Genomic DNA, 22396 nt, shown 5'->3' with positions numbered 1-22396 from the left:
GCCGGCCCCTAAGACGAGCCCGAAGGGGGTAGTCGATGGGAACCACGTTAATATTCGTGGGCCTGGTGGTAGTGACGGATCCCGTGTGTTGTATGTCCTTATCGGATTGGACATGCTTCGAAGGGGTTCCAGGAAATAGCTCCACCGTATAGACCGTACCCGAAACCGACACAGGTGGTCAGGTAGAGTATACCAAGGCGCTTGAGAGAAGTGTCCTGAAGGAACTCGGCAAATTGCCTCCGTACCTTCGGAAGAAGGAGGCCCTGCTTCTGGGCAACCAGTAGCAGGGGGCACAGGCCAGGGGGTAGCGACTGTTTAGCAAAAACACAGGGCTCTGCTAAGTCGGCTTCAAGACGACGTATAGGGCCTGACGCCTGCCCGGTGCCTGAAGGTTAAGTGGAGGGGTGCAAGCTCCGAAACGAAGCCCAGGTAAACGGCGGCCGTAACTATAACGGTCCTAAGGTAGCGAAATTCCTTGTCGGGTAAGTTCCGACCTGCACGAATGGCGTAACGACTTCCCCACTGTCTCCAGGACATGCTCAGCGAAATTGAATTCTCCGTGAAGATGCGGAGTACCCGCGGTTAGACGGAAAGACCCCGTGCACCTTTACTGCAGCTTCAGAGTGGCATTAGGAATTAATTGTGTAGCATAGGTGGGAGGCTTTGAAGCACTGGCGCCAGCTGGTGTGGAGCCTACGGTGAAATACCACCCTGTTGATTTCTGATGTCTAACCTCGAACCGTTATCCGGTTCAGGGACCCTCTGTGGCGGGTAGTTTGACTGGGGCGGTCGCCTCCTAAAGAGTAACGGAGGCGTGCGAAGGTTGGCTCAGATCGGTTGGAAACCGATCGTTAGAGTGCAATGGCATAAGCCAGCCTGACTGCGAGACTGACGAGTCGAGCAGAGACGAAAGTCGGTCATAGTGATCCGGTGGTCCCTCGTGGAAGGGCCATCGCTCAACGGATAAAAGGTACGCCGGGGATAACAGGCTGATGATTCCCAAGAGCTCATATCGACGGAATCGTTTGGCACCTCGATGTCGGCTCATCACATCCTGGGGCTGGAGCAGGTCCCAAGGGTTTGGCTGTTCGCCAATTAAAGTGGTACGTGAGCTGGGTTCAGAACGTCGCGAGACAGTTTGGTCCCTATCTGCCGTGGGCGTCGAAATTTGAGAGGAGTTGACCCTAGTACGAGAGGACCGGGTTGAACATACCTCTGGTGTACCAGTCGTTCTGCCAAGAGCGCAGCTGGGTAGCTATGTATGGACGGGATAACCGCTGAAAGCATCTAAGCGGGAAGCCTCCCTCAAGATAAGATTTCTTAGGACGGTGGTAGACCACCACCTTGATAGACTGGATGTGGAAGCGCGGTAACGTGTGGAGCTAACCAGTACTAATTGTCCTATTCGCGCTTGATGAGTCCCACCATCAATGACAGCTCTGCTGATCATTGAGGTTGATCCTCAAAGCCTTGGTGCACGCATCGATTTGATACCCAATTACACCTGCTTCATTGCTTGGTGACCATAGCGTCAGTGACCCACCCGATCCCATCCCGAACTCGGCCGTGAAACCTGACTGCGCCGATGGTACTATTGCTCAAGCACTGGAAGAGTAGGTCGTCGCCAGGCATTGAAGCCGGTGTAATCGGAAAAACCCATTCACATTGTCAGATACGCAACACGCGTCGCGCTAAACCGGCGCGGCGCGTTTTTGCTTTCAAGGCACCCCACACGGTGCCCATCAGATGGCGCGGGGTGGAGCAGCCCGGTAGCTCGTCAGGCTCATAACCTGAAGGTCGTTGGTTCAAATCCAACCCCCGCAACCATCAACACACACACACAGCCGCCCCACAGGGCGGCTTTTTTGTTGAACACTCCACGTCAACACAACATTGCCACAACATCTCTCGGGCGCCACGATAACCGCATGGCCCTCCCTCTTACCCGCCGAACCTTCCTGCTCGGCACAGGCTGCATACTCATTGCGCCCGTTACTGCCCATGCGGCGAAAGAGGCGGACGTCCCCTATGTTCCCACGCCGATCGAGGTGGTCGAAGGCATGCTCGATATGGCCGGCCTCAAGGCCGGCGAACGGCTGATCGACCTGGGATCGGGCGATGGTCGCATCCCTCGTGCCGCCGCCCGACGTTCCGCTACTGCGCTCGGGGTCGAGATCGATGCCGGCCTTGTCGCTCGTGCACGCTCGCTCACCCGGCTCGAGGGGCTGGAAGAGCGCGCGCGCTTTGTCCGCGACGACCTGTTTACCGTGTCGCTGCGCGATGCGGATGTCGTCACGCTCTATCTGCTCCCCGACGTCAACGAGCGGCTGAAACCCAAGCTTCTCAGTGAGATGAAGCCAGGCGCCCGCGTCATCAGCCACGCCTTCGACATGGGCGACTGGCTACCCGATGAACGTCGCGAGATCGCCAACAAGCGCGTTTTCCGCTGGACGGTTCCTGCAGTGGCGGGAGGCGAGTGGCGGCTGATCCGTGCGGATGGAAGTGCTGCGGCGCTCGTGATCGCGCAACGCTACAGTGACGTCTCGGGTACGCTTGACGGTCGGGAGATCCGTGATCCAAAGCTTGTCGGCGCCGAGTTCCACTTCGTTGCGGACGGCGCGGCTTATCGCGGCAAGGTCGGTGACCGCACCATTACCGGCGGTGATTGGAGTGCCGAGCGGGTCGACTAGGCGCTGTCGGAACAGTTGGTCGTGAGTTTGCGGTCAAGGTTGCGCGCGCTTGAAGCGCATCACACCCTCGGGACGATACAGAGTCAGATTCACGCCATCTATTTCCGCGTAGGAGCCGGTCAGGTCCGCCACGCCGAAGTCGTTCGGGATCAGCCTGAACGTCGCGATTGTGCCAGCCTTGGCACTCAGCGGCAGGCGTTCGGACTGCAGCCGGTACGAGGTCTGGCTGAACGTGACGAACCGCGGTGTCCGTCGTTCCGCCGGCGGAAGCGACCATGGACCGCCCGCCAGATAGGAAATCAGCGGCTCGCCGGTATCGAAGTCGATCCTGAGGTCGATGCCCGGCAGGTCGCGGCCATTCGGGGTGAGCACGCGTATCGCAAAGGGCTCACCAGGCGCGCTATCGATTGCGCCGGGCGTGATCGTGGGGGCGATCGGCCGCGGGTCGCTGGTCAGATCGATCCGCTTGCCTGCGATGGTCCACCGGCCCCGCGCCTGCTCATCCAGTGAGCCGACGGTCAGACCATATTCGAACGTGCCGTCGGCGCGAAGGCGGATCCCGGCAATCATCTCCATCTGCGAAAGGACATAGTCTCCTGCCACCGAAGCCCGTGAGGCAGGATCGGGCGACGCCGGTCCATCCTGTGCGCGTGCAGGATGGGTCGTGGCAGCGAGAATGGCGCCTGACGCGAAGGCGCTGCGCAGGATGCGGCTGAAAGCGGAACGCGGCATTCTCGTCTCTCTATCCGGGTGGAGGCAGCGTAGCACCCGCCCTATCAACGACAAGGGCTGGCGCCGCCTGCACGTTCGTCCGCTCGACCGCGACGGCGATGCCCCCTATGTCATCGCCATGCGCAATGATGACAATCTGTCAGCTGCCCGTCCGACTTTCGTCACGCATCTCGAATGCTCGATGACGGGCGAACGATATGACGCCGATACGCTCCACGGCCTGTCGCGCACCGGTCGGCCCCTATTGGTACGCTATGATCTCGATGCGATCCGCGCCGCGGTCTCGCCCGCGGATCTCGCGCTGCGCCCCGCCGACCTCTGGCGCTATCGCGAACTGCTGCCCGTCCGCCGCACGGAGAATATCGTCAGCCTGGGGGAGATCGCCACACCGATCGTCCCGCTGAATAAGGTCGCCGCCGGTGCCGGCGCTTCCACCCTGCTGGTCAAGGATGAGAGCCGGTTGCCTACCGGATCGTTCAAGGCGCGTGGGCTGGTCATGGCGATCTCGATGGCGAAGGAACTGGGCGTCACCACCATTGCCATGCCGACCAATGGCAATGCCGGCGCTGCCGCTGCGGCCTATGCCGCACAGGCCGGGATCGAGGCGGTGATCTTCTGCCCGGACGATACGCCCGAGATCAATGTGCGCGAGATCGCTGCGCAGGGCGCGCGTGTCTATCGCGTCAATGGACTGATCGACGATTGCGGCAAGCTGGTCGGCGCGGGGAAAGAAGCCAATGGCTGGTTCGACCTGTCGACGCTGAAGGAGCCCTATCGGATCGAGGGCAAGAAGACGATGGGGCTGGAGCTGGCGGAGCAGCTCGGCTGGGAGTTGCCCGACGTCATCTTCTATCCCACCGGCGGCGGCACCGGTCTGATCGGCATGTGGAAGGCATTCGAGGAACTGGAGGCGCTGGGCTGGATCGGCTCGAAGCGCCCGCGCATGGTCGCTGTGCAGGCGGAAGGGTGTGCGCCCATGGTTCGCGCATGGCAGGGGGGCGAACGCCACGCCACCCGCTGGGAGGATGCGCATACGCTCGCCGCCGGCATCCGCGTGCCGCAGGCGGTGGGCGATTTCCTGATTCTCGACGCGGTGCGGGCGAGCAATGGCTTCGCGATGGCGGTCAGCGACTCTGCGATTCTCGAAGCGGTCGACGATGCCGCGCGGCTCGACGGCCTGCTGCTCTGTCCGGAGGGGGGAGCGACGCTCGCCGCGTGGCGCAAGGCGCTGGTCGACGGGCTGATCGCGCCGGACGATCGCGCGGTGCTGTTCAACTGCGCGACCGGCCTCAAATATCCGATGCCCGATCAGTCGCGCACGCTCGACCGCCACGGTCCGATCGATTTCACCGCGCTGTAGGCGGTTGGGGCTTCCGGCTCCTCTTTTCAGTCGTCACCCCGGCCTTGGGCCGGGATCCACCGGGAGGCAAGGGCGGGACAAGAGGCTCAAGGTCCGCCGGTGCGGCGCAGTGGATCCCGGCACAAGGCCGGGATGACAGTGTCGGGGCATGGCTACGCCTCCTTCACGCGCAGCATCGCCACCGCCGCGACCAGCAGCGTCACTGCAGCGAAGGCCATCGTCCAGATCGGCTCGTCGGGGAAGAAGCGCTTCATGATCGATCCCATCACCGTCGCGACCAGCAATTGCGGCACAACGACGAAGACGTTGAACAGGCCCATATAGATGCCGAGCTTGGCCTGCGGCAGGCTCGAGGCGAGGATGGCATAGGGCATGGCGAGGATCGATGCCCAGGCAATGCCGATCCCGATCTCGCTCAGGATCAGCCAGTGCGGATCGCGGATCGCGAAGAAACTCGCGAACCCCGCCGCGCCGCACACCAGCCCGACGATATGAGTCCGTGCCTTGCCGATCCGGCTCGCGAGCAGCGGCAGCAAGGTCAGCGCCGCGACCGCCGCGATCCCGTTATAGACGGTGAACAACACCCCTACCCAGTTGGCGCCTTCCTGATAGCGCGAGTCGGCGGCGTCGGCCGCTCTATAGAAATACTGCGCCACCACCGGGGTCGTGTTGATCCACATGATGAACAGCGCCGACCAGCTGAAGAACTGGGCGACGGCGAGCTTCTTCATCAGCGGCGGCATTCCGGCGAAGTCGCCGACGATATGGCTGAGCATGTTCGCGCCGCTGCCGCGGCGTGCCAGCAGGACCGCGATCAGGCTGGCGACGCCATAGCCCGCGAGCAGGCCGCCGAGCAGATAGACCTCCTTCTCCAGTCCGAACCGTCCGACCGCGACGATTACCGCCGCGCCCGCGGCGATCCAGATCAGGCTGGACGTGTTGCTGCGCGCGGCCAGCGCGCGCATCGCCGTCTCGTCGGTTTCGGCGCGTGGGCCGTCGAACGCGGCCATCTCTTCGGGGCTGTATTCCTTCGTGCTCACGATCGTCCACAGCACTGCCAGGAACAGGGCCGCGCCGCCGAACCAGAAGGCGTAGCGCACCGTATCGGGAATGCCGCCGCCGGGCGCGGTGTTGGATACGCCCAGATGCTCGAGCGCCCAGGGAAAGATCGATCCCACCACCGCGCCCGCGCCGATGAAGGCGGTCTGCACCGCGTAGCCGGCACTGTGCTGGTCCTTGCGCAGCATGTCACCGACAAAGGCACGGAACGGCTCCATCGAAACGTTGAGCGATGCGTCGAGCACCCACAGCATCACCGCCGCAAACAGCAGCACCGGCGCCAGCGGCATCGCGAACAGCGCCAGTGCCGCGAGGATCGCGCCGGCCAGAAAATAGGGCCGGCGCCGGCCGAGCCGGCCCAGCCATGTGCGGTCGCTCATATGCCCGATCACCGGCTGCACCAGCAGCCCGGTCAGCGGTGCCGCCACCCACAATGCTGGCAGATCGTCGATGCTGGTGCCGAGCGACTGGAAGATCCGGCTCATGTTCGCATTCTGCAGCGCGAAGCCGATCTGGATACCGAAGAAGCCGAACGACAGGTTGAACAGGCCCCAAAAGCCCTGACGGGGTTTTTCCATTACTTGTCCTTGAAGAACACGCTCCGGGGCTCTCACCCCATCAAGGGAATCGTCATCCCCGCGAAGGCGGGCATCCATTCTGACTGGCCAAGCGGCTCGAGCCTGAGCGGCGGCGGCAATGGATTCCCGCATTCGCGGGAATGGCGGCGGTGAAGATTGAAGGGATCGGCACGATCTAACCCGGTGAGCCGCATGACCGCCGCACCACCAGCTTCGCCGGCAGCAGTACGTCGGCGACGTGCTCGTCGCGAATACGGCCGAGCAGCGTTTCGACCAGCGTCCGCCCGGCGGCGCGGGTGTCCTGCAATACGGTGGTGAGCGGCGGGTTGGTGAAGCTTGCCGCGGCGATATCGTCGAACCCGACCACCGCGACATCCTCGCCCGCCTTGATGCCATGGGCGGCCAGCGCTCGCATTGCGCCGATCGCGATCAGGTCGCTCGCGGCCAGGATCGCGTCGAACGTCTCGCCGCTCGCGATAAGCGCCTCGGCTGCGGCGGCGCCTGCTTCCTCGCTGGTCAGCGCATCGAACTGCAGCCGCTTGCGCGGGATGATCCCGCCTTCCTTGAGCGCTGCGACATGGCCGCGATAGCGGTCGTGGAACTCGGGATAATGGCTCGACGCATGACCCAGGAACGCGATGTTGCGTCGGCCGAGGCCCAGCAGGTGCCGGGTCGCCTCGCGCCCGCCGCCCTGATTGTCGCAGCCGACGGTGAGGCCGAGCCCTTCCGACTGGACCGATCCCCAGCGCACGAAATGCGTACCCTGCGCCATCAGTTCGTTGAGCTTGGCGCGGTACAGCTCGTAGTCGCCATAGCCGAGCAGGATCAGCCCGTCGGCGCGGCGGCTGTCCTCATAGTCCTGGTGCCAGTCGCTGCCGAGCTGCTGGAACGACACCAGCATGTCCTGCCCATTGTCGGCGCAGGCCCGCATGATCGATCCCAGCATCGACAGGAAGAAGGGGTTGATCGCGCTGTCGTCGGCGCTCTCGTCCTGGAAGATCAGCACCGCCAGCGTCTCGGCATGGCGGCTGCGCAGGTTCGAGGCCGCCTTGTCGACGCGGTAGTTCAATTTCTGGGCGATCGCCTCGATCCGCTTGCGCGTCGCTTCGTTGACGCCGGTGCCGCCGCGCAGCGCGCGCGACACGGTGGGCTGCGAGACCCCCGCGAGATGCGCGATATCGAATGATGTCGGCTTGCGTTGCATAGCCTCGGCACTTCTCCCCTGCGCGTCTGCGGATGTGCCCTCCGCTTGACCCGGGGATGTTCACTCCCTTTCGCACCTCGCGTCAATGTTGCGCAGCAGCCACGCAGCATGATCACGCCGTTGAATACGTATGCCGTCTGCTGGCCGCGGCCGCGCCTTGGGGCGCATAGGACGATCAACGCGCTTTCAACCGGCGCGATCCGGTCAAAGATGGACCGGCATAGGGGAGGAACTATGCGTTACACCGCCACCGGCCGCTTGGCCGCCCGTCTTGCCATCACTGCCAGCGGCACCGCGATTGCCGCCACGCTGCTCGTCGCTTCGCCCGCCTTTGCGCAGGATTCCGAACAGCCTGCCGCGGAGGAGGGGGCCGAGGTCACTGTCACCGGCTTCCGCCGCGCGATCGAGACCGCAGTCGCGACCAAGCGCGACTCGAACCAGATCGTCGAATCGGTCTCGGCCGAGGATATCGGCAAGCTGCCCGACAATTCGATCGCCGAAGCGATCGCGCGTCTGCCCGGCCTCACCGCACAGCGCCTCGACGGGCGCGCGCAGGTCATCTCGGTGCGCGGCCTCTCGCCCGATTTCGCCGCGACCCTGCTCAATGGGCGTGAGCAGGTCACGACCGGCGACAATCGCGGGGTCGAATTCGATCAGTATCCGTCGGAACTGATGGGCGCGGTCGATGTCTACAAGACCCCGTTCGCCGGCCTGGTCGGCCAGGGCCTGTCGGGCACGATCAACCTGCGCACCATCCGTCCGCTCGACTATGGCAAGCGGGTGCTCGGCGTGAACGCGCGCGGCGAGATCGTCTCGACCGGCAAACTCAACACGGGCTCGAAGGACAAGGGTTACCGCGCCAGCCTGACCTATATCGACCAGTTCGCGAATGACACGATCGGCATCACGCTGGGCATCGCGCACATCAATTCGCCGACCCAGTTCGAGCGCTTCAACAGCTGGGGCTATCCGACCTTCGACACCAACAACGACCTGTACGGCATCCGCGATACGAAGGGGACGCCCAGCCAGGCCGATGACACCTTCACTCCGCGTGCCGGCTACGCCGCGGCGCAGGGCGCTCGGATCATCGGGGGCGCCAAGCCCTATGTGCAATCGACCGAGCTCGAGCGCACTGGCGTGATGGGCGCGCTGCAGTGGAAGCCGACGCCCGATCTCAACATCGTGCTCGACGGCTATTATTCGAAGTTCAAGGACGCGCAGACGCTGCGCGGCATCGAATTCCCGCTGCAATGGGGCGGCGCGGTGCTTCAGCCGGGCTTCACCGTCAAGGACGGGATCATCACCGACGGCACCTGGAGCGGCGTCAAGCCGGTGGTGCGCAACGACGCCAATCTGCGCGAGGCGGATCTCTATTCGGGCGGCCTCAACATCAGCTATGTCACCGGCGGGTGGAAGATCACGGGTGACGCCAGCTATTCGCGCGTCGACCGCGAGGACAAGGTGCTCGAGACCTATTCGGGCACGTCGCGCGGGGGCGGAAACGGGCCGTTCGACACGCTCGGCTTCAGCCGTGACGCCGAGGGGCGCTACAGCTTCAAATCGTCGATCAACTATGCCGATGCCGCGCGCATTTTCCTGACGAGCCCGCAAGGGTGGGGCGGTGACAACACGCCGGGCGGCCAGGACGGCTTCCTCAACAACCCGACCACCAGCGACGAGCTGATGGCGTTCCGCCTCGACGTGGAGCGCGAGCTGGGCGACAATCAGGGCAAGCTGGCCTTCGGTGCGAACTATTCGAAGCGCGAGAAGTCGCTCGATCTGCAGCGCTGGTATCTGGGGCTGAAGGCCAACGCCGCAGATCCGCTGCACAACACCAGCGTAGCGATCCCCGCCGACCAGTTGCTCGATCCGACCAAGCTCGGCTATCTCGGCATTCCGGGCATGGTCAGCTACGATCCGCTCAAGCTCGCCTATAGCGGGCTCTACAACTTCAACGCGGCGACCGACGCCAATCTCTTCGCCTTCAGCTGGGGCGTCCGCGAAGAGATCCTCACCGGCTACGCCCGCTACGACATCGATGTCGAAATGTCGGACGGGTCGAAGCTCGGCGGCAATGTCGGCGCGCAGGTCGTGTCGGTCGATCAGTTCTCGAACGGCCTGGGCGCGAGCGGGTCGCCCGTCGCCACGGTCACCGATCTGTCCGACGGCGTCCGCTACACCTACGTCCTGCCCAATATGAACATCGTCGCGCGGTTGAACAACGGCTTCACCGTCCGCTTCGGCGCAGCGCGCCAGATGGCACGGCCACGTATGGACCAGATGCGCGCATCGATGAGCTTCAGCTACAATGCGTCGCTCGCGGGCAATACCGACATCAATTTCTCGCCCTGGAGCGGCGAGGGCGGCAACCCGCGCCTGCGGCCGTGGATCGCCAATGCGGTCGATCTGTCGGTGGAGAAGTATTTCGCGCGCGACAGCTACATCGCGCTTGCCGGCTTCTACAAGCATCTGGAAACCTACATCTACCAGGAGAACCAGGTCTACGATTTCACCGGTTTCCCGGTGACCAGCGGGCCGGAACCACAGCTGCGCCAGGGCATTGCCAAGGTCTTCCGCAACGGCAGCGGCGGGCAGCTCTATGGCGCGGAACTGTCGGCAACTTTCTCGCTGCGCAACCTGTCCAATGCGCTCGACGGGTTCGGCGTTCTGGGCAGCGTATCCTACACCGAAAGCTCGATCACGCCCGATCCGAACAATCCGGCGCAGCCGCTGCCCGGCCTTTCGAAATGGGTCGCGAACGGCACCGTTTATTTCGAAAAATGGGGCTTCTCGGCCCGTGCCAGCGTCCGTCACCGGTCGAGCTTCCTCGCGGAGCTGAGCGGCATCGGCACCGATCGTATCCAGCGGCTCGCCAAGCCTGAGACGATCGTCGATGCGCAGATCGGCTATGAGTTCCAGAACGGCCCGCTCAAGGGGCTGGGTATCCTGGCTCAGGCGCAGAACCTGACCGACGAGCCGTTCGTGACCCACGAGGCTGCGGACGAAAGGCTGACGGTCGATCATCAGCGCTATGGCGTCCGTTACCTGCTCGGGCTCAGCTACAAGCTCTGACTTCCCCCCGCCTCCCCGCCGCGGCATGTTCGCGGCGGGGACGTTTTTGAGGATCGCTGAAGGATGGCCGATCCCATGTCCCAGCGCAGCATCGTCATCGCCGGAGGCGGCACGGCAGGCTGGATGACCGCGGCTGCGCTTGCGCGCTTCTGCGGGAGCGGCTGGACGATCACCTTGGTCGAATCCGACGCGATCGGGACGGTCGGCGTGGGCGAGGCGACGATCCCGATGATCCGCCTTTTCAACCAGGCGCTGGGCATCGACGAGGCCGAGTTCCTACGCGAGACGCATGGGACATGGAAGCTTGGCATCGAGTTCGACGGCTGGGGTGTTCCGGGCGAGCGCTACATGCATGCGTTCGGGCAGGTCGGGCGTGGGCTCGGGCTGTTGCCCTTTCATCATTACTGGCTTCGCGCGCGCGCTGCGGGCCGGGCGGGGCCACTCGGCAACTATGTGCTCAATGACATCGCTGCGAAGGCGAACCGGTTCGGCCATGTCGAGCGCGCGGCGGACAGCGTGCTGCCAGCCATGCCCTATGCCTTCCATTTCGATGCCGGTCTCTATGCCGCCTATCTGCGCCGCTATGCCGAGGCGCGCGGCGTGGCGCGGATCGAAGGGCGGGTCGAGCGGGTCGAGCGTGACGGCGAGAATGGCGACGTTACGACTTTAGTGCTTGCCGGCGGGGTTCGCGTCGCGGGCGACCTGTTCGTCGATTGCTCGGGCTTCCGTGGCCTTCTGATCGAGGGAGCGCTGGAAACCGGGTTCGAGGATTGGGGGCATTGGCTGCCCTGCGATCGCGCGCTGGCGGTGCCGTGCGAGCGCGCCGATCCGCTGATCCCCTATACGCGGGCGACGGCGCGCAAGGCCGGGTGGCAATGGCGCATCCCACTCCAGCACCGCACCGGCAATGGCTATGTCTTTTCCTCGGCGCATATCAGCGAGGATGAGGCGGCGTCGGTGCTGCTCGCCAACCTCGATGGCGCGCCGCAAGCCGAACCGCGCGTCCTCAAGTTCCGCGCGGGCAAGCGGCGCAAGGCGTGGAACCGCAACGTGGTCGCGATCGGGCTATCGTCAGGCTTTCTCGAGCCGCTCGAATCGACCAGCATCCATCTGATCCAGAGCGGCATCACGCGCCTGCTCGATTTCCTGCCCAATGGTCGGGTCGCGGATGCGGATCGCGATGCGTACAACCGCATGACGGATTTCGAGATCGAGCGAATCCGCGATTTCGTCATCCTCCACTATTTCGCCAACCGGCGCGAAGGAGAGCCGATGTGGGACGCACTGCGCTACATGGACTTGCCCGAGCCCCTCGCCGATCGCATCGCGATGTTCCGCGCCTGCGGCCGGATCGTGCGCGAACATGATGAACTGTTCGACGTGCCCGGCTGGATCCAGGTGCTGGCGGGGCAGGGCATCGTACCCGAACGCTGGCACCCGCTCGCCGACGAATTGAGCGCTGAGCAGCTCGATCAGTTCCTGTCCACCGTGGCGGATGCCTATGCGCGCGATGCCGCCCGCCTGCCAGGCCATGCCGATTACCTCACGCGCTTCTGCGGCGCGCCTTCCACCCTCAGCCAGTCGAGTATTGCATGAGAAGTCTCGCTTTTGCCCTGACCCTGCTCGCCGGAACTGTTGCGAGCGCGCAGACTGCCGCTCCGGCCGAACTGCGCGCCCGCGCGGCGGAGACGGAAGTCCTCTATTTCCTCCTCCCCGACCGGTTCGAGAACGGGGATCCGTCGAACGACAGGGGCGGCCTCAGGGGCGATCGCCTGACCACCGGTTTCGATCCCGCGCACAAGGGTTTCTTCCACGGCGGCGACCTGAAAGGGCTGATCCGGCGGCTCGACTATATCCAGTCGCTCGGCGCCTCCGCGATCTGGCTCGGGCCGATCTACAAGAACAAGCCGGTGCAAGGCGGGCCGGGGCAGGAAACGGCCGGCTATCACGGCTATTGGATCACCGATTTCACCCGCGTCGATCCGCATTTCGGCACCAATGACGAGATGAAGGCGTTCGTCGATGCGGCCCATGCCCGTGGCATCAAGGTCTATCTCGACATCATCACCAACCACACCGCCGACGTGATCCAGTATCGCGAATGCCCCAAGAGCGCGTGCGACTATCGCAGCCGCGCCGACTATCCGTACCAGCGCAAAGGCGGGGTGAAGGGCGCTGCAATCAACCCCGGCTTCGCGGGCGACGGGGTACAGACCCCGGAGAATTTCGCGAAGCTGAGCGACCCGAATTACGCCTACACGACTGTCGTGCCCGAAGCGGAGCGGACAGTGAAGGTCCCCGCCTGGCTCAACGACCCGATCCACTATCACAATCGCGGCAACACCACCTTCCGCAACGAAAGCTCGACGATGGGCGACTTCGTCGGGCTGGACGACCTGATGACCGAAAGCCCGCGCGTGCTGCAGGGGTTCATCGACATCTATGGGGCGTGGATCGATCAGTTCGGGATCGACGGCTTCCGCATCGATACCGCTCGCCACGTCAATCCGGAGTTCTGGCAGGGCTTTTCCAAGGCGATGATCGAGCGGGCCAAGGCCAGGGGTATCCCCAATTTCCACATCTTCGGCGAAGTCGCGAACGAGGGCGATGTCGGGGACCTTGCGCTGCACACCCGTGTGCATCAGCTTCCCAGCGTGCTCGACTTCGGCTTCCGCGCCGCGGTTCAGCATACCGTCGCGGGCGAGAAGGGGCCTGATATGCTCGCTGCGATGTTCGATCGCGACGCGCTGTATGAGGGCGGCGCTGAGGCGGCGCTGCGGCTGCCGACCTTCATCTCCAACCACGATCACGGCCGGTTCTCGACCGACGTGCGCAAGGCCTTCCCCAAGGCAAGCGACGACGAGGTACTGGCGCGCGTAAAGCTCGCCCATGCGATGCTGCTACTGCTGCGCGGCGTGCCGACCATCTATTCGGGCGACGAGCAGGGGTTCGTCAGCGACGGCAACGATCAGGACGCGCGCGAGGACATGTTCCCGAGCAAGGTCGCGATCTACAACGACAATCGGCTGCTCGGCACCGACAAGACCACGGCGGATTCGAATTTCGACACCGGCCATCCGCTCTACATGGAGATTTCGAAGCTCTCTGCGATCCGCAAGGCGACGCCGGCGCTGTCCCGCGGGCGGCAGGTGACCCGCGCCTATGACGAGAAGCCGGGGCTGTTCGCGGTCTCGCGTTTCGATCCGGCGAGCGGCGCGGAAGTGCTGGTAGCCTTCAACACCAGTGCGGCGCCGATCACCCGGCAGGTCGAGGTGGGTGTCAGTTCTACCGCTTTCGCGCCGCTCGTCGGGCAATGCGCGGCATCGGCATCGGCGCCCGGAAGCGTTACCGTGACGCTTCCCGCATTCGGCTATGTCGCCTGCGTCGCCGCGGGAGGCGCCAAGTGAGCGAAGCTGCCCCCATGCCTGCGACCGAAACGAACCGCGACTGGTGGCGCGGCGCGGTGATCTACCAGATCTATCCGCGCAGCTTCGCCGACTCGAATGGCGACGGGATCGGCGACCTGCCGGGCGTCGCCGCGCATCTCGATCATGTTGCGGCGCTTGGCGCCGACGCGATCTGGCTCTCGCCCTTCTTCACCTCGCCGATGCGCGACTTCGGCTATGACATTGCCGATTATTGCGGGGTCGATCCGGTGTTCGGCACGCTCGCCGATTTCGACGCGGTGATCGAGAAGGCGCACGCGCTGGGCCTCAAGGTCATCATCGATCAGGTCTATTCGCATACCTCCGACCAGCATGAATGGTTCAAGGAAAGCCGGTCGAGCCGGGACAATGCCAAGGCTGACTGGTATGTCTGGGCCGACGCCAAGGCCGACGGATCGCCGCCGACCAACTGGCAGTCCGTCTTTGGCGGCCCGGCCTGGACCTGGGACGCGCGGCGCGGCCAATATTATCTGCACAATTTCCTGAGCGAGCAGCCCGACCTCAACCTGCATAACCCGCAGGTGCAGAACGCGGCCTTGGCGGCCGCGAGATTCTGGCTCGATCGCGGCGTCGATGGCTTCCGCGTCGATGCGATCAACTTCGCGATGCACGATCCGGAATTTCGCGACAATCCGCCCGCGCCCTACACGGGTACGCCGCGCACGCGTCCCTTCGACTTCCAGCAGCATCTCTACAACCAGAGCCACCCCGACATCGTCCGCTTCCTCGAGCGGCACCGCGAGCTCACCGACAGCTATGGCGGCCGGTTCACCGTGGCTGAGGTCGGCGGGCCGACGCCCGAAGCGGAGATGCACGCCTTCACCCAAGGGCAAAAACGACTCAACAGCGCCTACGGCTTCGACTTCCTCTACGCGAACAAGCTGACCCCGGCGCTGGTGAAGAAAGCGGTCGAGACCTGGCCCGATACCCACGGCACCGGCTGGCCAAGTTGGGCGTTCGAGAATCACGATGCCCCGCGTGCGCTGTCGCGCTGGGTCGATGCCGAACATCGCGACGCCTTCGCCGCGATGAAGATGCTGCTGCTGATGTGCCTGCGCGGTAACGCCATCCTGTTCCAGGGTGAGGAGCTCGGCCTCACTCAGGTCGAGATCGCCTACGATCAGCTGCAGGATCCCGAAGCGATCGCCAACTGGCCGTTGACGCTGAGCCGGGATGGCGTGCGCACGCCAATGCCGTGGAAGGCGGATGCGGAGAATCTCGGATTCACCGCCGGCAGGCCATGGCTGCCGCTCGGCCCCGATCATGGCGCACTGGCGGTGGACCGGCAGATCGCCCAGAACGGCTCGCTGCTCAATCTGACCCGAGGGCTGATCGCGCTGCGCGCCGCCAATCCGGCGTTGCGTGCAGGCGCGATGGAGGTGCTGGCGGCAGATGAGGCATTGCTCGTCTTCACCCGAATCGCGGACGGGCAGGCGCTGACCTGCGCGTTCAATCTGGGCAAGACGCCGCTGGCATGGCATCCAGCACAGCCGGACCGGTTCCGGTTGCTGGCGGCCGTCAACGGCGCCGCACCCGGATCGCTGCCCCCTTATAGCGGGCTGGTGCTCGAACAAATCGCCTGAGAAGATGGCCGCGTAACAGGAGAGCGAGATGAGCAGGTTGATCGTGCTGACAGCGTTGACGTCGATGATGGCACTGCCGGCGCTGGCGCAGGGCGTGGTGCAGAACACCGCGCTGAAGGAAGGCGGCGCGACTGCGACCTCGCCCGACGGAAAGCTTCGCGTCACGGTGACTGTCGATGGCGATGGACGGCCCCACTATGCCGTCGCGCGCAACGGCAAGCCGCTGATCGAGCCTTCGCGGCTCGGCTTCCTGCTGACCGACGCGCCCAAGCTCGAGCGGCGCTTCGCGATCGAGAGTCAGGCGACAAGCTCGGCCGACTCGACCTGGGAGCAGCCCTGGGGCGAGTGGAAAACGATCCGCGACCGCCACACCGAATTTCGTGTTCGGCTCAAGGAATCGACTGCGCTCGCGCGGGTGATGGACGTGGTGTTCCGCATCTTCGACGAGGGCGTCGGCTTCCGCTACGAATTCCCCGATCAGCCCAACCTCAAGCACGCCAATATCGCCGACGAACTGACCGAGTTCGGGCTGGCGGGCAATGGCACCGCCTGGTGGATTCCGGCGGGCGAGTGGAACCGCTACGAATATCTCTACAACCGCACGCCGATCTCCGAGGTCGGGCAGGCGCACACGCCGATCACGGTGAAGCTGGAGGACGGCACGCATGTCGCCTTCCACGAGGCGGCGCTGGTCGACTATTCCGGCATGTGGCTGCGCCGCGTGACCGGCACGCGCTTCAAGGCTCAGCTCTCGCCCGGTGCCGGTCCGGCCAAGGTAGTCAAGCAGGGGCCGTTCACCACGCCCTGGCGCACCATGGTCATCGCCGACGATGCCGCCGGGCTCTACACCGGCAGCCGCATGACGTTGAACCTCAACGAGCCCAACAAGCTCGGCGATGTCAGCTGGGTCAAGCCCGGCAAGTTCGTCGGCGTGTGGTGGAACATGATCAAGGGCAAGTGGAGCTGGGCGCGCGGCCCGCAGCACGGCGCCACCACCGCGAATGTGAAGCGCTATATCGACTTCGCCGGGGCGAACGGCATTCCGGGCGTGCTGGTCGAGGGGTGGAATGTCGGCTGGGACGGCGACTGGTTCGGCAACGGCACCGAGATGAACTTCTCCGGTCCGACGGAGGATTTCGACGCCAAGGCACTCGCTGCCTACGCCAGATCCAAGGGCACCGCGCTGGTCGGCCATCACGAGACCGGCGGCTCGGCCAGTCATTACGACAAGCAGCTCGACACGGCCTTTGCCTGGTCGGCGGCGCATGGGCAGAAGGTGGTGAAGACCGGCTATGTCGCCGATGCCGGCCAGATCGGCCGCGTCGATCCCGACGGGTCAGAGCATCGCGAGTGGCATGACGGCCAGTGGATGTCGAACCATCACCTGCGCGTCGTGCTCGCCGCCGCCAGGCACAAGATCAGCGTCGATCCGCACGAGCCGATCAAGGATACGGGCCTTCGCCGCACCTATCCCAACTGGCTCGCCCGCGAAGGAGCGCGGGGACAGGAATATATGGCGTGGCAGGGCAAGAACCCGCCCGAGCATGAAGCCAATCTCGTCTTCACCCGGATGCTGTCCGGGCCGATGGACTTCACCCCCGGCATCCTGAGCCTCAAGGGCGAGAAGGACAGCGACATACCCTCGACCATCGCCAAGCAGCTCGCGCAATATGTCGTGATCTACTCGCCGGTGCAGATGGCCGCCGACGAGCCCGAGGTCTACGCCAAGCTGATGGACGCATTCCAGTTCATCAAGGACGTGCCGGTCGACTGGGCCGACACCCGCATCCTCAATGGCGAGGTCGGCGACTATGTCACGATCGCTCGCAAGGACCGGAACGGTGCCGACTGGTATCTGGGCTCGGTCGGCGACGAACAGGCGCGCAACCTGGAGGTGACGCTCGACTTCCTCGATCCGGGCAAGACCTACACCGCGCAAATCTATCGTGACGCGCCGGACACGCGCTTCGACAGCGATACGCGGCACAAGTACGTGATCGAGACCAGGAAGGTGAAGCGCGGCGACAAGCTGATGCTGGCACTGGCACCAGGCGGCGGACAAGCGATTCGCTTCGCCGCGAAGTGAAGAGCAGGGTGCGCGTTACGCGCGCACCCACTCCACCTTGGGATCGTTGAAGTCGATCACGTCGGCCAGTTCCCACACATTGCGATAGCCGTAGCCGACCAGGTTGATGAAGGTCTGGATATTGAGCGCCAGAGGGCGCGCCTTCATCGGCACGGGGCGCGTGCGGTTCGAGAAATTGTTGTTGCAGTAGATCAGGATGCGGCGGTGGACGTTCGGGCCCACCGTCTCCTCAAGCGACTCCGCGTTGAAATCGGGGAAGGGCAGGTTGACCGCGCCCTTGATATGCCCCTCGCGGAACGCGCTCTCCGATCGCGCGTCGAGCAGCAGGGTGCCGGCTGAGGCGGCTTGCTTCTTGAACTGAGCGAAGGGCAGCAGCCGTTCGTTGCGAAGCGACGCGACATCGCCGGTCAGTTGCTGGAAGCCCGGATAGTCGATCTGCGGGTTGGCGGCTTCGACGGCGCGCGGCTGGCCAAGTGCGGGCGTTGCGGCACCGATACCGACGAAGGACAGGAACAGGCGACGGTCCATCGGTCGATTCTCCGAATAGCGAGGGCGTAACGACCCTGCGCCCGCGTCGCTGTCTGTCGCATGAACCGTTGACGGCGCGCGGGCTCCGGCGCACCAGTCTCAGCTGCAACAAAGGGGAAAGCTATGGCCGGCGGACTGTTTCGAACGAAGCGCGTGAAGGACGCGGCCGAACAGGCGCCGGAGCATCGCCTCGCCGCTACCTTGAGCTGGCCGCATCTCGTAGCGCTCGGGGTTGGCGCGATTGTCGGCACCGGCATCCTCACCCTGATTGGGGTCGGTGCGGGCAAGGCGGGGCCCGCTGTGATCATGTCCTTCGTCATCGCCGGCGCGATCTGCGCTTGCGCCGCGCTCGCCTATGCCGAAATGGCGACGATGATGCCGGCCTCGGGCAGCGCGTACGCTTACAGCTATGCCGTGCTGGGCGAGATCATCGCCTGGGTGGTCGGCTGGTCGTTGATCCTCGAATATTCGCTGGTGGTCAGCACCGTGGCGGTCGGCTGGTCCGGCTATGCCGCCCCCTTGCTCCATGCCTGGACGGGTATGCCGCTGGAGCTGATGGCAGGGCCGCACGCCAACGGCATCGTCAACCTGCCTGCGATCTTCATCATCGCCGTGGTCGCCGGGCTGCTCTGCTTGGGCACCAAGGAGAGCGCGACGCTCAACGCCGCGCTGGTTGTGGTCAAGATCATTGCGCTCGCCGTGTTCGTCGCGGTGGCTTTGCCCTATTTCAACGGCGCCAATCTTGAGCCGTTTGCCCCCTTCGGCTTCGCCAAGACCATTTCGCCTGACGGAGTCGAGCGCGGGGTGATGGCGGCGGCGGCGATCATCTTCTTCGCCTTTTACGGCTTCGACGCGATCTCGACCGCGGCGGAGGAGACCAAGAATCCCGGCCGCGATCTTGCGATCGGCATCGTCGGATCGATGATCGCCTGTGTCGCCATCTACATGCTCGTCGCGGTTGCTGCGGTCGGCGCAACGCCGTTCACGCACTTCGCCAACAGTCCCGAACCGCTCGCGCTGATCCTGCGCGACCTTGGTCGGCCCGGTTTCGCGACCTTCCTCGCGGTATCGGCGATCATCGCGCTGCCTACGGTTCTGCTCGGCTTCCTGTTCGGTCAAAGCCGCATCTTCTTCACCATGGCGCGCGACGGCATGTTGCCGATCGGCCTCGCCAAGGTGTCGAAGCGGGGCTCGCCGGTGCGGATCACGCTGTTCACCGCGGCGATCGTCGCGGTGATCGCCGGGCTGCTCCCGATCGACGAGATCGCGGCGCTGGCGAATGCCGGTACGCTGGCAGCGTTCACTGCGGTTGCCGTTTGCATGATGGTGCTGCGGGTGCGTGCGCCGGATATGCCGCGCATGTTCCGCACGCCGCTCTGGTGGCTCGTGGGCGCGATCGCCGTACTCGGCTGCATCTACCTGTTCTTCAGCCTGCCGGTGAAGACCCAGCTCTGGTTCCTCGCCTGGAACGCACTCGGGGTTGTCATCTACTTCGCCTACGCCCGGCCACGGGTCAGCGCGAAAGGGATTGAGTGAGCGGTTGGCATATCGGGATCATCGGCGGATCCGGGCTCTATGATGTCGAGGGGATCGAGCGGGGCGAATGGGTGACCGTCGCATCGCCCTGGGGTGAGGCCTCCGACGCGATCTTCACCGGGCGGATGGGCCATGCGCGCGTCTCGTTCCTGCCGCGGCACGGGCGCGGGCATCGCCTCTCTCCATCGCAGCTGAACAACCGCGCCAACATCGATTGCCTGAAGCGCATGGGCGTCACCGATGTGCTCGCCGTCTCATCGGTCGGCGGACTGACCGAGGAGCGTGCGCCCGGTACGTTCACCGTCGCAGATCAGTTCATCGACCGCACCAAGGGCCGCCCGTCAAGCTTCTATGGCAGCGGCATGGTCGCGCACGTTTCGATGGCCGACCCGGTCTGCCCGCGCCTGTCGCAATTCGCCGCGGCGGCGGCGCGAGCGGCTGGTGCGCAGGTGCATGCAGGCGGTACGTATCTCGCGATGGAAGGCCCGCAATTCTCGACCCGTGCGGAGAGCCATCTCTATCGCAGCTGGGGTTGCGACATCATCGGCATGACGGCGATGCCCGAGGCCAGGCTCGCGCGGGAGGCGGAGCTGCCCTACGCGCTGGTCGGCATGGTCACCGACTATGATTGCTGGCGCGAAGAAGAAGCGGCAGTGGACGTCGCACAGGTGATCGAGCAGCTTTCGTCCAATGCCGCCAAGGCACGCGCGATGGTGACGGCGCTGCTGCACGGCCTGCCGGAGACGCGCGAGGCATCACCGATCGATACCTGTCTAGACGCGGCGCTTATCACCGTCCCGTCGGCGCGGGATCCGGCGCTGCTGGCGAAGCTGGATGCGGTGGCGGGGCGGGTGCTGGCCGGCTAGGCCTGCGCTGTGGCGATGCGTGACAGGATCTCGCGTCGCCGGTCGTCGCTCGCCATGGACCATTCGGCGATCTCGTTCAGCGTGCGGCCGCACCCTTCGCACAGCCCGTCCTTCATGCGGCAGATGCTGACGCACGGGCTTTCGACTGCGGGAAGGGGCGTGAAGACGAGGAAGTCGTCCTCGTCTTCGACTGCGCTCATGCCGGGATCGTGAAGTTGAGGAAATCCGGAACCGGGCCGTTCCAGCCGTCATCGGGGCCGTCGTCGAACGAATCGCGGCGGCGGTCGCGATCGCGATCACGGCGCGGGCGATCATCCCGGCGCGGCTCGCGCGCCTCGGGGCGGCGCTCCTCGCGCGGCTCGTCGCTGCGCGCCTTGTCCGCGGCCTTCTTGTCCGGCTTGGGCGCGTCTGCCTTGGGCTTGCTGCCCTTGCGGCCGCGGCCCTTCTTTTCCTCGGCCGGTACGTCCTCGACGGGCAGCGCCCCCATCCGATCGATCTTCTGGCCCTGAAGCTTCTCGATATTGTCGATCGCTTCGGCATCTGCGCTCGACACTAGTGTGAAGGCGGTGCCAGTCGCGCCCGCGCGGCCGGTGCGGCCGATGCGGTGGACATAATCGTCCGGGTGCCATGGCGCGTCGAAATTGAAGACGTGGCTCACACCCTTGATGTCGAGCCCGCGCGCGGCGACATCGGACGCCACGAGGATGTTGACCTCGCCTGCCTTGAACCGGTCGAGTTCGGCAATGCGCGACGACTGGTCCATGTCGCCATGGATCTCTGCCGAGCGATAGCCATGCTTCTTGAGGCTCTTGTTGAGCTCGCGCACCGTCGTCTTGCGGTTGCAGAAGATGATCGCGGTGGCGACGCCCTGATCCTCGATCAGGCGGCGCAGCGTCCGCCGCTTCTCGAACGCGCTATTGGCGACCGGCACCAGCCACTGGGTGATGTTGGTGTTGGTGCTCGCGGGGCGGGCAACCTCGATCGTCTTGGGGTTCGACAGGAACTTGTCGGCCAGCTTCTTGATCGGCGGCGGCATCGTCGCCGAGAAGAGCAGGGTCTGGCGGTTCGCGGGCAGCTTGGTGCAGATATTCTCGATATCGGGGATGAATCCCATATCGAGCATCCGGTCGGCCTCGTCGATCACGAGCAGGTTGCAGCCGGTGAGCAGGATCTTGCCGCGCTCGAACAGGTCCATCAGGCGGCCCGGCGTGGCGATGAGGACGTCGACGCCCTTTTCCAGCGCTTTGACCTGATCGCCCATCTGCACGCCGCCGATGAGCAGCGCCATGCTGAGCTTGTGATGGGTGCCGTACTTCTCGAAATTCTCGGCAACCTGCGCGGCGAGCTCGCGCGTCGGCTCGAGAATCAGCGAGCGTGGCATGCGCGCACGGCTGCGTCCCTCGGCGAGCACGTCGATCATCGGCAGCACGAACGACGCCGTCTTGCCGGTGCCGGTCTGGGCGATGCCGATCAGGTCGCGCATCATCAGCACCGACGGGATCGCCTGGCGCTGGATCGGGGTAGGGTCGGTATAGCCGGCCTCAGTGACGGCCTTTAGCAATTCGTCAGAGAGGCCGAGATCGGCGAAGCTCATCCAGATGTCCGGAAAGAAGGGGCAAGGGCCCGCATTAAACAGCCGGGCGCATCGGTGAA

At 64.6% G+C, this 22396-nt stretch carries 15 protein-coding genes, 1 tRNA gene and 2 rRNA genes (1 of these 18 cut by a window edge); 12 read left to right on the top strand and 6 right to left on the bottom strand.

Features of this window, described 5'->3' with window-relative positions; genetic code table 11:
• The 4 genes from BDW16_RS07840 to BDW16_RS07825 all read left to right on the top strand — a co-directional run.
• Window positions 1-1416 (top strand): 23S ribosomal RNA (locus tag BDW16_RS07840); it begins 1377 nt to the left of the window's first position.
• A gap of 99 nt (window positions 1417-1515) precedes the next feature.
• A 5S ribosomal RNA gene (gene rrf / locus BDW16_RS07835) occupies window positions 1516-1630 on the top strand.
• A gap of 120 nt (window positions 1631-1750) precedes the next feature.
• Window positions 1751-1827, top strand: a tRNA-Met gene (locus BDW16_RS07830).
• A gap of 101 nt (window positions 1828-1928) precedes the next feature.
• Window positions 1929-2690, top strand: a complete 762-nt coding sequence (locus BDW16_RS07825) for a class I SAM-dependent methyltransferase (protein ID WP_066580477.1) — start codon at window positions 1929-1931, stop codon at window positions 2688-2690.
• A gap of 33 nt (window positions 2691-2723) precedes the next feature.
• On the opposite strand, the gene BDW16_RS07820 is transcribed toward BDW16_RS07825, so the two are convergent.
• The gene (locus BDW16_RS07820) at window positions 2724-3266 is read right to left on the bottom strand and encodes a hypothetical protein (protein WP_100362726.1); all 543 of its coding nucleotides are present in this window, start codon (window positions 3264-3266) and stop codon (window positions 2724-2726) included.
• 274 nt (window positions 3267-3540) lie between these two features.
• Between BDW16_RS07820 and BDW16_RS07815 the strand changes: the two genes are divergently transcribed.
• The gene (locus BDW16_RS07815; protein WP_066580503.1) at window positions 3541-4782 is read left to right on the top strand and encodes a threonine synthase; all 1242 of its coding nucleotides are present in this window, start codon (window positions 3541-3543) and stop codon (window positions 4780-4782) included.
• A 152-nt stretch (window positions 4783-4934) separates the two neighbouring features.
• Here the strand turns inward: BDW16_RS07815 and BDW16_RS07810 are convergent, their stop codons facing one another.
• Both BDW16_RS07810 and BDW16_RS07805 read right to left on the bottom strand, forming a co-directional pair.
• Window positions 4935-6419 carry an MFS transporter gene (locus BDW16_RS07810; RefSeq protein ID WP_066580468.1) on the bottom strand — a complete coding sequence of 495 codons (1485 nt, stop codon included), beginning with the start codon at window positions 6417-6419 and terminating at the stop codon, window positions 4935-4937.
• 175 nt (window positions 6420-6594) lie between these two features.
• Entirely contained in the window at window positions 6595-7623 is a 1029-nt protein-coding gene (locus tag BDW16_RS07805; protein WP_066580466.1) for a LacI family DNA-binding transcriptional regulator, read from the bottom strand.
• Between the two features lie 234 nt (window positions 7624-7857).
• Between BDW16_RS07805 and BDW16_RS07800 the strand changes: the two genes are divergently transcribed.
• From BDW16_RS07800 to BDW16_RS07780, 5 genes are all read left to right on the top strand, one after another.
• Window positions 7858-10698 (top strand): TonB-dependent receptor, encoded by a 2841-nt coding sequence (locus BDW16_RS07800; RefSeq protein ID WP_083954387.1) that lies wholly within the window; start codon window positions 7858-7860, stop codon window positions 10696-10698.
• 63 nt (window positions 10699-10761) lie between these two features.
• Window positions 10762-12294 (top strand): tryptophan halogenase family protein, encoded by a 1533-nt coding sequence (locus BDW16_RS07795; RefSeq protein WP_066580462.1) that lies wholly within the window; start codon window positions 10762-10764, stop codon window positions 12292-12294.
• The gene (locus BDW16_RS07790) at window positions 12291-14105 is read left to right on the top strand and encodes an alpha-amylase family glycosyl hydrolase (RefSeq protein WP_066580460.1); all 1815 of its coding nucleotides are present in this window, start codon (window positions 12291-12293) and stop codon (window positions 14103-14105) included. Before BDW16_RS07795 ends, BDW16_RS07790 begins: the two co-directional genes overlap by 4 nt.
• 14 nt (window positions 14106-14119) lie before the next feature.
• On the top strand, window positions 14120-15727 hold the full coding sequence (locus tag BDW16_RS07785; protein WP_066580500.1) for an alpha-amylase family glycosyl hydrolase: 1608 nt from the start codon (window positions 14120-14122) through the stop codon (window positions 15725-15727).
• 28 nt (window positions 15728-15755) lie between these two features.
• A complete protein-coding gene (locus tag BDW16_RS07780) occupies window positions 15756-17813 on the top strand; it encodes a glycoside hydrolase family 97 protein (protein ID WP_174532070.1) in 2058 nt (685 codons plus the stop codon).
• A gap of 15 nt (window positions 17814-17828) precedes the next feature.
• Here the strand turns inward: BDW16_RS07780 and BDW16_RS07775 are convergent, their stop codons facing one another.
• Window positions 17829-18341, bottom strand: coding sequence for a rhodanese-like domain-containing protein (locus BDW16_RS07775; RefSeq protein WP_066580459.1), 513 nt, complete (start codon window positions 18339-18341; stop codon window positions 17829-17831).
• Between the two features lie 123 nt (window positions 18342-18464).
• On the opposite strand from BDW16_RS07775, the gene BDW16_RS07770 reads away from it, so the two are divergent.
• Window positions 18465-19877: an amino acid permease gene (locus BDW16_RS07770; RefSeq protein WP_066580458.1), complete on the top strand. Its 1413-nt coding sequence runs from the start codon at window positions 18465-18467 to the stop codon at window positions 19875-19877.
• Window positions 19874-20743, top strand: a complete 870-nt coding sequence (gene mtnP, locus BDW16_RS07765) for an S-methyl-5'-thioadenosine phosphorylase (RefSeq protein ID WP_066580457.1) — start codon at window positions 19874-19876, stop codon at window positions 20741-20743. The genes BDW16_RS07770 and mtnP overlap by 4 nt, the downstream gene beginning before the upstream one ends.
• Here the strand turns inward: mtnP and BDW16_RS07760 are convergent.
• Window positions 20740-20943, bottom strand: a complete 204-nt coding sequence (locus BDW16_RS07760; protein ID WP_066580455.1) for a DUF1289 domain-containing protein — start codon at window positions 20941-20943, stop codon at window positions 20740-20742. The genes mtnP and BDW16_RS07760 overlap by 4 nt on opposite strands.
• Complete coding sequence (locus BDW16_RS07755; protein WP_066580454.1) at window positions 20940-22337, bottom strand: DEAD/DEAH box helicase; 1398 nt, start codon at window positions 22335-22337, stop codon at window positions 20940-20942. The genes BDW16_RS07760 and BDW16_RS07755 overlap by 4 nt, the downstream gene beginning before the upstream one ends.
• Window positions 22338-22396 lie beyond the last annotated feature (59 nt).

This window comes from Sphingomonas koreensis, assembly GCF_002797435.1.
Taxonomy (GTDB): domain Bacteria; phylum Pseudomonadota; class Alphaproteobacteria; order Sphingomonadales; family Sphingomonadaceae; genus Sphingomonas; species Sphingomonas koreensis.
This window is presented reverse-complemented; position numbering and strand designations above follow the sequence as displayed.